The following is a 10,118-nucleotide window of genomic DNA, read 5'->3' on the forward strand; positions in this document are numbered from 1 at the left end:
CCGCCTCGCACGCCGCCGACGCCGCTGATTCCCACCGCCGACCCATCGAGCCGGTATTCCCGCCATGGAAGCGTGCCTCGACGTCGAAGCGGTGCGGACTTCGCCGGGCCGCCTGGTGGAAGGCGGCGCGCCGGGCCGGATCGTGCTGCACACCTCCGGGACGGAGGTCACCGGGGGCGTATTCGGCCCGGGCCCTGCGCCGCCGTGCCGCGCTTTCTCCTGCCGCTGCTCCTTTTCGGCACGGGTTTCATGAACACGCCGGGACGCGATGGCACAGATCGCCGGGCACACCTCCGTCCATTACGCTGCGCATACGTACCGAATCGATTTCGTGCGGCGCCGCCGCTCTCGAGGGGTATATCAGTATCCCTCCGCCCACACGAAGGAGTTTCCATGGCGTCCGAACGTTTCCAGAAGGCAATGGAAAAGATGATGGAGTACCAGCCCAAGGGCAACCCCGACATCGCGTCGCATACGAAGCTCATCGAGTACTACGAGGAACTCGCACCTGACCTGCCGAACCTGATCGTCGAGTTCCCGTTCGGTGACATCTATTCCCGGCCGGCCCTGGACAAGAAGCAGCAGGCCCTGGTCACCATTTCGGGGCTGACGGCCTTCGGCACCGAGCCGCAGCTCGAGCTGCACATCAACACCGGCTTCAACGTCGGTCTCACAAAGGACCAGGTCGTCGGGGCGATCATCCACCTGATTCCCTATGTCGGCTACCCGAAGTGCCTGAATGCCCTGACGCTCGTCAAAAAGGTGCTTGCCGAGCGCGACGACGTCGAATAGGCCACGCCGGCAGCCGGGATTGACCTCGCGTCACAAAGGAGTTCGTCATGCATCTGGTGATCGGCCTCGGGCCGATTGGCGGAAACCTCGGCACCCACCTCGCCGAAAAGGGCCGCGAAATATACGGCTACGACCTCGACACCGCGCGTGTCGCCGAGTGGGCGCAGGAGTCGGGCTCGGAATTCTCCGGCTCCGACCTGGCCGAGGTCCCCTGGGACGCGGTCACGTCCGTCAACATCGTCGTACGCCTGGCCCACCAGGTCGAGGCCGTTCTCCGCGGCTTGAACGACGCAATCGGCAGGCCACTGAGCATTTTCGTCAACACGACGTTGACCCCGACCGACGCCAGGAGGATCGCCGTCCTGGGCAATGACAACTGGCGGATCTTCGAGTCCCCGGTCTCGGGCGGACCGGCGGGCGCTCGCCGTGGCACCATGAGCATCTTCCTGGCAGGCCCGGCGCCGACCGACGACGAGGAGAGGCTGCTCGCCGACCAGGCCGGACATGTCTTCCGTCTGTCCGAGTACGGTCAGCCTGCCATGGTGAAGCTGCTCAACAACGCACTGGCCACCTACAACCTGACCGCCACGGCCCAGATCCTGAACCTGGCGGACGCGCACGGTGTCCCGGCGGACAAACTGGCCGAGGTCCTTGCGGTTTCCACAGGTCAGAGCTGGATGAGCGACAACATCAAGGAGGTCGCCCACGACCTCCTGCTCAAGGACGTCGGGCTGCTCCGTACCGAGCTTCAGCAGCTGCCCGTGACGGACCTGGACGGCGATGTCGAGGGTCAGATCCTCGCCGCCCGTGCGGCCCTGGGCTCCGAGGCGAAATAGGCCTTCACGGCAGACGGGCGGGACGCCGTCGCTCCCGTGCCCGGCACGCTCCGGCCCCTGCTTCGGGGCGACCGGGCGCGAGAAACCACCGCGGATGGAGTCGGTGTACACGTTCCCCTTCTTCCTCGGCGACCGCGTCCTCGGCCCGGTCGACCCACTGGCGCTTCGGTCCCATGCTCTCAGCGAGGAGGCACTGGACGAGGCGTGGCCCCCGCCCGGCGCCGATCGCACCCGGTGAACGCGTGCGGCACATGTCGGCGCCGACCGGCACGGAGCAGGTGCTGCACAGCTGCCCCACTCCGGACGCCGCCCTCGACCGGCAGCCGGGCACGGCGTCGGCCGTGCCCGGCTGCCGGCGGACGAGCCTGAAACGAGGTGTCAGGCGTGTCGTCGGGTCCACACGGGGGTGACGAAGGCGATGAGGACGGCCGCGATGCCGATCTGGAAGATATGGCGGATCCAGTCGATGCCGCCGGTGTCGCGCACGCCGACGGCGCCGGCGAGTGCGTTGCCGGCGGCGGCGCCGACGATGCCCAGGAGAACCGTCAGCCACAGGGGGATGGGCCGGCGCCCGGAATGACGAGCTTGGCGAGCAGACCGATGATGAGCCCCGCGATGATGGCCCAGAGGAACGACGCGGCATCTCCTTCCGTTCGTGGTCCCGACCTTCGGGAACCACTACCGCGTGCCCGCCGGAAACCGTCATAAGCGTTGTCCGCCTCTGTGATCTCCACGCCGGTGCCACGTCCGAACGGCCCGCCGTGCAGGAAAGGCTTCCCGAGGCCGTCCGCCAGGTCACGGTGGAGACCGAGCACGGCGGCCGTGCCGCCGACTCCTCCTCCGCCGTGCTGGAAGAGGCCATCGAGCAGGCCCGGCAGCGGTACGCCCGTCGCCGTGTCCGAGGAGGCGCTCGACCGCTTCCGTGCCGGACGGGCGGGCGCCGACCGGCCCACGGACGCGGTGGAAGGCGTCCCGGCCCTGGTGGGAGCCGCCCGGGAGCACCGCGTCGACACGCTGCTCGTCCGGCCCGACGGGCCGGATCCGGCCCGTGAGGCAGGGGTGGGCGGGGACCCCGATCAGGTGGCGGTGCGCCGGAGCGACGCGCAGACCCTCGACGAGGGCGATCCGGCTTGCGTGCGCGCCGACGACGCGCTGCTGCGGGCAGCAGCAGCCGCCACCGCCGCCGACGTGCTGATCGTTCCGCCCTCGGACGGGGACGGCGCGGACGTTCCGGCAGGACCGGTACCGCCACCCGGTGAGGAGCACGGGCAGGCTCGGGCGGGAGCCGCGGCAGGGACTCCGTTCACTCACCGGGGCTGAGGAGGAGCAGGGCGATGTCGTCGCCGGGAGCGGGGGCGTGGCGGACGAGGAGATCGGCCATGGCGTCGAGGTCGGTGGGGTCGGCGTGCTCGAGAAGCCCGGCGAGGGCCGCGGTGGCGTCGTCTATGTCGGTTCCCGGGGTTTCGACGAGCCCGTCGGTGTAGAGGGCGAGCACACAGCCCGGCGGCAGGGGGATCTCCAGGACCGGATAACGGATGTCCTGCTCGATACCGAGCAGGAGACCGGGCGGAACCGGGAGCAGTTCGGTGCGTCCGTCGGCATGGCGCAGCAAGGGCGGCGGATGGCCGGCGGTGGCCAGGCACGCGCGGTGGGTGGCGAGGTCGAGGTGGACGTAGAGGCAGCTGGTGAACAGGCCGGGATCGAGGTCGATCAGCAGGCGGTTGGTGGCGGCCAGGACGTCGTCGGGGGACGCGCCCACCGTGGCGTGGGCGTGGACGGCGGTGCGGACCTGCCCCATGAGGGCCGCGGCGTCCACATTGTGTCCCTGTACGTCGCCGATGGTGGCACCGGCCGTGCGCTCGTCGAGACGGATGAGGTCGTAGAAGTCGCCGCCGATGCCCAGGCCCCGGGTGGCCGGCAGATAGCGGGCGGCGACCTTCAGACCGGGGACGTGGGGGAGCGTGTGCGGCAGGAGGGCGGACTGCAGGCGGTGGACGAGGTGGTGTTTGGCGTCGTAGAGACGGGCGCGGTCCAGGGCCTGCCCGACCAGGCCGGCCAGCGACATGAGGACGGCGCGCTCACCGGACGGGAAGACATGAGGCCGGCTGTAGGCGAGGAGGAGGGAGCCGATGGGGCGGCCGGACGCGATCAGCGGCAGAAAGGCCCAGGAGGCCATTCCGTCCTCGTGCACGGCGGACGGATAGGCGCGCCGGAGTTCCGCGAAGGTCGCGAAGAAGTCCGGGACTCCGGTGGTGAGGACCTTGCTGCCGGGAACGCCCGAGCTCAGAGCGACGGTGTCGAAGCGGCCCACGATGCCGGCGCGGTAGCCGCGGTGGCCGTGGATCTTCAGACGGCCGCCCTCGACCGTCATCAGCACCATGGCCTGCGCGCCCAGAGCGGGCAGCAGTTGGTCGGCGCTCTGCTCGACCACGTCCTGCACGCCGACGGCCTCGGTGAGGGTGGCGGCCAGCTGCATCAGGTGGTACAGCAGGATGGCGCGGCTGGGACCCGCGGCCGGCGCGGCCGGTGACGCGGGAGCACCCTCGGACGGGTCGGTGCCGGTGATGCGGACGCTGATGCCGGAGAAGTCCGGGTACAGCTCGAAGGACAGCCACACGTCCGGGGGGCGCAGGACGGTGAACGCCTGCGGCCGACGGCTGACCATCGCGGCCCGGTAGCGGTCCTCGACCTGGGGGACGTCCATCCACGGCAGCACTTCCCAGGGCAGGGCACCCACCAGGTCGGCCCGATCGGCACCGACGAGCTCGGCGCCGGCCGGGGTGATGAAGGTGATGCGGCCGTTCGTGTCCAGTGCGCAGGACCCTCCGGGCAGGCGGTCGACGAAGGCCGTGACCGCCGCCGCTTCGGCGGGAAAGGGGATGCGCCCGGCCGGCGGGGGCAGGGTCCGCGGCCGGCCGGCGGGCAGGAGCGGATCGCCGTGGTCCGCGGCCTGCCGCAGGAGGTTGCCCAGGTGACGGCAGCCCGTCTCGATGGCGTCACGCTCGTGCGGGCTCAGCTGCGGTGGGTGTGCACCGGGCCACAGCAGCACCAGCCCGCCCTGAAGCGCGGTCCCGGAAGCGACCGGGGCGGCCGCCATCGCGAAGTCGTACGGCAGCACGAGCGCCGGCCGCGGGTAACGGCGCGCCATCTCCTCCTGACCGCCGATCCACACCAGGCGCCGCTCGCGCACGGCGTCCGCCACCGGTATCGGGTCGGACAGCGTGACCCGCCGCCACGGGGCCGCGAACTCATGTGGTGTCCCTGCCACGATGACCAGCCACAAGGCGTCGTCGCCCGGTGGCAGCACATACAGCATCCCCCCGAACGCACCGGTCTCCCGCATCACGGCGGCCATCGCGGCGTCCATCAGCCGTCCACCCGAACCCAGCCGTCCACCTGAATCCGCGGCAGCGGAGCGGCCGGCCCGGCTGCGCCCCGCCCAGCCGAGTCGAGCGCCGGCCACCGGGCCCCCCGTACCGACCGGACGCGAAACCCGGCCGCCCCGCCACCGGTGTCGGGACACCTCCCCAACCGTGGTCGGTTCGCCCGGGCCCGCCGCCGGGCCGGTGGCGCAGAGTGCGTCGGATTTCGGCTGTCGGTCCCCGCGGCGCAGTGGCATCCGCCCGTCCGCTCCGTGGAGGAAAGCCCGCTTCTCCGCCGGCTGACGGCCACGCTCTGCGGGACGTCGTCGGTGGTCCGCCGGCGGCGCCGTGTCCGCCCCGTCGCCTGCCGGTGGGCTGGACGGCGGCAGCGGCTGCCGTGTCCGGTCGGCTCCGGCAGGGCCGCACCACGCCGGCCACACCGAACATCGCCCATACGTGGACACTACGCCCGACTCACCGCGACGGCATATCGCCCCCGTGAGGCGCGGACGACGACCACGGGTGCCGACGCGTAGGCGTAAACGTGTGCGAGTCCGCTGATGCGCGTCAGCGGAACGGCCACCGCCGCCGGGGCGTTCCGGGCACGAGGACCTGCTCGCGCCTCGCCCGGGTGCGCTACGCGTCGTCGGTGCGGGAGCGTCGCACGGAGCGGCGTCGCAGGTGCAGCGGCAGCGCGTACCAGCAGAGGCCGAACCACAGCATGACCCCGCCGGCGAGCACTTCGGCGAGGACACCGGGAACCACGACACGGAGAATCAGCAGAAGGGTGCAGCCGATGGTCAGCGCGAGGAGGACCATGCCGCACATCATCAAGTGGCCGGCGGCCTCCACGAGCTCGTCCTTCATGCGCTGACCGGACAGGAAGCGGTGGATGGAGACGGGCGCTATGAGCGATCCCGTGGCTGCCGCGCCGAGCACCACGGTGATGACGTAGAGGACGCGGTCGAACGTTTCCAACTCCCGGAACAGCGGGGTGAAGGCCACACTGAGCAGGAATCCGAAAAGGATCTGCACGCCCGTCTGGGTGACCCGGGTCTCCTGCAGGATCTCGTTCCAGCGGCGATTGACCTGCTCATGCGCTGTTTCCGGCGTTTCGGCACCGGGTCCCGGACTCGGACTGTGGCTGTCGTGGCGCGCGCGGCAGGCGGTGTTCTCCCCCGCCGACTCGACCGGCTGCTCCGTCATGGTCATGGCATCCCTCCGCATCTCAGGAGACCGGTTGCCCCCTCCGGGCTCTTCCACGCAGGTTCCGGCCGTCGGAGGGCCGCTCCGGTCGCGGTGCGCGGCGGAGGGGAGGGTGCCACGCATGAACGATGGCTCCGTGGCACGGCATGAGGCGTCGTCCCGGTGCGCGCCTTCCCTGCCCCGGCGCCGGGCACCCGGCAGTCTGGGCGGGCCCCGCGAGGTGTCCCTCGACGGTCGACGTGCGGGCACCGTACGGTCGGCGATGGTCACACCGGGCCGGGCCGGGCGCGCAGCCCCGGCCACAGGGAGGAAAGGGCGGGGAGCGTCGATGGAGAGCAGGGACCCCTGGATCAGGACACTGCGTGGTGCCGTGCCACCTCGCGCGCGCGTGCTCTTCTTTCCGCACGCCGGTGGCGCCGCCTCGTTCTACGCGCCGTTCGCACGGCGGTTCCCCGAGGGGTACGACGTCACGGCCGTTCAGTACCCGGGGCGGCAGGAGCGCTTCGGTGAACCGTTCGTGACGACCGTCGAAGGACTCGCCGACCGGCTGGTGCCGTCCCTGCGGCGATGGGCGGCGGAGCCTGTGCCGCTCGTGCTCGTCGGTCACAGCATGGGAGCGTCCGTCGCCTTCGAGTCGGTGCTCCGGCTCGGGCGCGACCGGCTGACGGGGCACTGCCGTCTCGTCGTCTCCGGCCGGACCGCCCCGTCGGCACCGCGCGAGCTGCCCGCTCTCGACTCCGACCAGGAGATTCTCGACCACCTCGCCGGTCTCGGCGGCACCGACCCGGCGATCGTCCGCAGCCCGGAACTCATGGACCTGTTCCTGCCTGTCATGCGCAACGACTACCAGGCGGCCACCCGGTACCGGCCGGTCCCCGACGCCGTGGTGGACACACCCGTCCTCTGCCTGACCGGGGACCGGGACCCACAGGTCGCACCGGAGGAGGCCGCAGCATGGAAAAGTCACACTACGGCCGGCTTTCGGCTGGAAACCCTCACCGGGGATCATTTCTTCCTGACGGACCATCCGGACACCGTTGTGCGGCTCGTCGCCGAGTGCGCCGACGCGGGCGGACGATGACGGCCGGCGCGTTCGCGGCTCGCGGGGGCTCGCGGTAGTGCTGCGACCGCGTTGGTGTGCGCCCGTGCATGCGCGGTGTCCGTGAGCGCCGGTGCCTCCTCCCACGCGCCGGGTCGTCCTTCCGTGCCGGGCGCCCGCCAAAGGGCTCGGGACCGGTTGGCGTTCAGGCGTGGCGTTGCCGAATCTGGCCGAAACCCACAGGGCGACGACCTGTGTGTCCGAGGCTGACGGTGCAGGTGGTGATGGTCGTGCGCCAGTTGTTGACATGAAGTCAATTCTTTGCCGGGTCAAGGTGTTTGAGTGTGGAGCGGCGGGATACACGCACCTGGCGGTGGGCCACCGGCAGGCCGCCCCTCTTCGATTTCGGGGGGTTGCCATCCGGTGACCCAACGTGAAAACTGTGAGCGCGTTCGGCCCGGATGGATCGGGCCGAAGTGCCTTTTCGGTACGCAAAGCGCCAAATCATAGGACAGGGGAGCAGTCCTGCGCGGAGCCACCGCGCGGGAAAAGTCGCTGGGGGGATGTAGTGATGTCTGCTTTGTGCCCGGGGTGCGTGTCACCAGGCTGCGGGCGTGCGGGCGTGCCGGCCCCACGGTGGACGGCCGGACCGCTCGAAACCGCCGCCCCGGCGTACGGAACCTGTCCCCGGGGCTGCTGATGCCCCGGCTGTCACGGGCGCTCCGTGAGGGGGCGGACGGGCGCATCGCTCCCGAGCGCCGGCCGGCCCGGCCCGACCGCGAGCCGGCCACCTGACACGGAGCGAGACCCGCCGCGCGGTGGCACACCCGCTGACCGTGCCCGCGACGGCCACGACTTCCTTCCCGGCGAACCCGCACCACCGTTGACGGCCCATGCCGGGCCCGCGCGTCCCCACCCGAGGAGAACCGGTGACAAGCACTCGACCGACCGAGGCCGAATCGCCCCTGGACGCATTACCCGACCGGTGGCGGCCCTTACCCGAGGCGGGCCCCGTGACCTACGACGAAGCACAGGGCCAGTGGCGTGCCGTCGACCACCGGGGAGTCTCCGCCGTACTCGCCGACCCGGGGACCTGCTCCTCCGGCCTCACACCGATCACTCCCACCCAGCAGGACTTCGAGACCTTCCGGCGGGGCGACTTCGTCGGCATGGACCCGCCGGAACACCGCGCACTCCGCACCTTGGTGAGCCGGGCCTTCACGCCCGGAGTGGTCCAGGGGCTCGAACCGCGCATCGAGGCCGTGTGCGCGCGCCTCCTCGACGGTGTCGCCGACCGCGACCGGTTCGACCTGGCCGACACCCTCGCCCACCCCCTGCCGGTCAGCGTGATCGCCAGACCGTGACGCGCGTCGACGCGCCCAGGTCCCGCACCGCTCACCCGCGGGCCGGCTGCGTCCCCTCCCCGCACCCGCTCTCACCAGGAGTCCCCTTCCCATGCCCTACTCCACCACCGCTCCGGCCGCCGACCGGCCGACATCCCCGCTGCGCCAGGAGGTGCAGAGCCGCCTCGACTCCCTCGCGCGCACCCACCGCGTGCCCGGCGCCCAACTGGCCGTCCACACCGGCACGCACACCCTCAGCGTGCACACCGGCACGGCCGACGCCCTGACGGGAACCCCGTTCACCGAGGACACGGCCGTACCCCTGGGCTCCGTCACCAAGCTCGGCACGGCCGTCGCCCTGCTGCTCCTCGCCGACGACGGAGACCTCGACCTCGACGCGCCCGCCGCCGAACTGCTGCCCGAATTAAGGCCGTCGTCCGAGGTGACCGCGCGTCACCTGCTCAGTCACACCGCCGGCCTGCCCACCGGACCCGACTCCGACAGCGCCGCCGGCACCACCGCCACGCGCTACCTCTCGGCGGTCTGCACCGCGCGGAGCGCCCTGTTCCCGCCGGGAACCGGCTTCTCCTATTCCAACGCCGGTTACGTCGCCGCCGGCCGGCTCGTGTCCGAAGTGACGGGCATGACCTGGCAGGAAGCGCTGCGAGCGCTCCTCCTCGAGCCCCTGGGCATCGTCCCCGCCTTCCTCGGCGACGCCGCCCCCGCGCGGCCGGTCGCCACCGGCCACGCCCTCAACACGGCCACGGGCCTGGTGCGCCCGGCCCACCAGAACCTCGCCCCGGTGGAGGCTCCGGCCGGAGCCCTGCTGGCGAGCGCCGAGGACCTGGTGGCCCTGGGAAGGGCCGTCATCGGCCGGTCCACCGTCCTGCCCGCGTCCGTCGCCGCCCGGATGCGCCGTCCCGAACCGGCCGCCGACCCCGGCGCCCTGGCGGACTCCTGGGGCCTGGGTCTCGCCCTCTTCCGGCAGGACGGCCGCGTGTGGTGCGGCCACGACGGGAACGCCCAGGGCACCTCCTGCCATCTGCGGGCCGACCCGGACAGCGGTGTCGTCGTCGCCTTCACCGGCAACGCGGGCGGCGCCACCGCCCTGTGGCGGGACCTCGCCGCCGACCTCGTCCGGCTCACCGGCATACGCGTGCCGGCCGCCCCGGCCACCGCCCACCGCGGCCGGGCCGTACCGCTGCCGGAGTGCGCCGGCACCTACCGCAACGGGGGCACCGAGTACGCGGTCAAGCTCGACGGGGACGGCACGCCGACCCTGTCCGTCGACGGTGACCGCCCCCTCCCGCTGGTGTGCTACCCGGACCTGTCCTGCGATCTGGTCGACCCGGCCACGGGCCGGCACGAGCCCGGCGGCCGCTTCCACCGAGATCCCGCCACCGGGACCATCGACCGCCTGCAGATATCCGGACGCACCGCGCGCCGCGCCGACATCGTCTGACCGCGCCCGCGTCACACACCCTCCCCGTACGCACGGACCCCGCACCGCTCAGGTGTGCCCGCAGGCCGCCGGAGACCG

9 protein-coding genes and 2 pseudogenes are annotated in these 10,118 nt (G+C 71.9%); 8 read left to right on the forward strand and 3 right to left on the reverse strand.

Features of this window, described 5'->3' with window-relative positions; all coding sequences use genetic code 11:
• Positions 1 to 393 precede the first annotated feature (393 nt).
• From V4Y04_RS33915 to V4Y04_RS33925, 3 genes are all read left to right on the forward strand, one after another.
• Entirely contained in the window at positions 394 to 792 is a 399-nt protein-coding gene (locus V4Y04_RS33915) for a carboxymuconolactone decarboxylase family protein (RefSeq protein ID WP_332432146.1), read from the forward strand.
• Between the two features lie 47 nt (positions 793 to 839).
• Complete coding sequence (locus V4Y04_RS33920; protein ID WP_332432147.1) at positions 840 to 1,628, forward strand: NAD(P)-dependent oxidoreductase; 789 nt, start codon at positions 840 to 842, stop codon at positions 1,626 to 1,628.
• 94 nt (positions 1,629 to 1,722) lie between these two features.
• A complete protein-coding gene (locus V4Y04_RS33925) occupies positions 1,723 to 1,866 on the forward strand; it encodes a hypothetical protein (protein ID WP_332432148.1) in 144 nt (47 codons plus the stop codon).
• A gap of 140 nt (positions 1,867 to 2,006) precedes the next feature.
• On the opposite strand, the pseudogene V4Y04_RS33930 reads toward V4Y04_RS33925, so the two are convergent.
• Positions 2,007 to 2,248, reverse strand: a pseudogene (locus V4Y04_RS33930) (GlsB/YeaQ/YmgE family stress response membrane protein).
• Positions 2,249 to 2,389: 141 nt separating this feature from the next.
• Between V4Y04_RS33930 and V4Y04_RS37920 the strand changes: the two are divergent.
• Both V4Y04_RS37920 and V4Y04_RS33935 read left to right on the forward strand, forming a co-directional pair.
• Positions 2,390 to 2,470, forward strand: a pseudogene (locus V4Y04_RS37920) (hypothetical protein); the annotation flags it as partial.
• Positions 2,471 to 2,522: 52 nt separating this feature from the next.
• Positions 2,523 to 2,948, forward strand: coding sequence for a hypothetical protein (locus V4Y04_RS33935; protein ID WP_332432149.1), 426 nt, complete (start codon positions 2,523 to 2,525; stop codon positions 2,946 to 2,948).
• On the opposite strand, the gene V4Y04_RS33940 is transcribed toward V4Y04_RS33935, so the two are convergent.
• Positions 2,932 to 4,995 carry a SpoIIE family protein phosphatase gene (locus V4Y04_RS33940; RefSeq protein WP_332432150.1) on the reverse strand — a complete coding sequence of 688 codons (2,064 nt, stop codon included), beginning with the start codon at positions 4,993 to 4,995 and terminating at the stop codon, positions 2,932 to 2,934. The genes V4Y04_RS33935 and V4Y04_RS33940 overlap by 17 nt on opposite strands.
• Positions 4,996 to 5,626: 631 nt before the next feature.
• Positions 5,627 to 6,202 (reverse strand): DUF6328 family protein, encoded by a 576-nt coding sequence (locus V4Y04_RS33945; protein WP_332432151.1) that lies wholly within the window; start codon positions 6,200 to 6,202, stop codon positions 5,627 to 5,629.
• 322 nt (positions 6,203 to 6,524) lie between these two features.
• On the opposite strand from V4Y04_RS33945, the gene V4Y04_RS33950 reads away from it, so the two are divergent.
• From V4Y04_RS33950 to V4Y04_RS33960, 3 genes are all read left to right on the forward strand, one after another.
• Positions 6,525 to 7,277, forward strand: a complete 753-nt coding sequence (locus V4Y04_RS33950; protein WP_332432152.1) for a thioesterase II family protein — start codon at positions 6,525 to 6,527, stop codon at positions 7,275 to 7,277.
• A 971-nt stretch (positions 7,278 to 8,248) separates the two neighbouring features.
• On the forward strand, positions 8,249 to 8,599 hold the full coding sequence (locus V4Y04_RS33955; protein WP_332432153.1) for a hypothetical protein: 351 nt from the start codon (positions 8,249 to 8,251) through the stop codon (positions 8,597 to 8,599).
• Positions 8,600 to 8,690: 91 nt separating this feature from the next.
• Positions 8,691 to 10,040 (forward strand): serine hydrolase domain-containing protein, encoded by a 1,350-nt coding sequence (locus V4Y04_RS33960; RefSeq protein ID WP_332432154.1) that lies wholly within the window; start codon positions 8,691 to 8,693, stop codon positions 10,038 to 10,040.
• Positions 10,041 to 10,118 lie beyond the last annotated feature (78 nt).

Source organism: Streptomyces sp. P9-A2 (assembly GCF_036634175.1).
GTDB lineage: Bacteria > Actinomycetota > Actinomycetes > Streptomycetales > Streptomycetaceae > Streptomyces > Streptomyces pratens.

Bases quoted from the DNA above. Each gene is read 5' to 3' on its own strand.
- V4Y04_RS33915 (WP_332432146.1), top strand. From the start codon at position 394: ATGGCGTCCGAACGTTTCCAGAAGGCAATGGAAAAGATGATGGAGTAC.
- V4Y04_RS33925 (WP_332432148.1), top strand. From the start codon at position 1,723: ATGGAGTCGGTGTACACGTTCCCCTTCTTCCTCGGCGACCGCGTCCTC.
- V4Y04_RS33940 (WP_332432150.1), bottom strand. From the start codon at position 4,995: ATGGACGCCGCGATGGCCGCCGTGATGCGGGAGACCGGTGCGTTCGGG.
- V4Y04_RS33950 (WP_332432152.1), top strand. From the start codon at position 6,525: ATGGAGAGCAGGGACCCCTGGATCAGGACACTGCGTGGTGCCGTGCCA.
- V4Y04_RS33945 (WP_332432151.1), bottom strand. From the start codon at position 6,202: ATGACCATGACGGAGCAGCCGGTCGAGTCGGCGGGGGAGAACACCGCC.
- V4Y04_RS33960 (WP_332432154.1), top strand. From the start codon at position 8,691: ATGCCCTACTCCACCACCGCTCCGGCCGCCGACCGGCCGACATCCCCG.
- V4Y04_RS33920 (WP_332432147.1), top strand. From the start codon at position 840: ATGCATCTGGTGATCGGCCTCGGGCCGATTGGCGGAAACCTCGGCACC.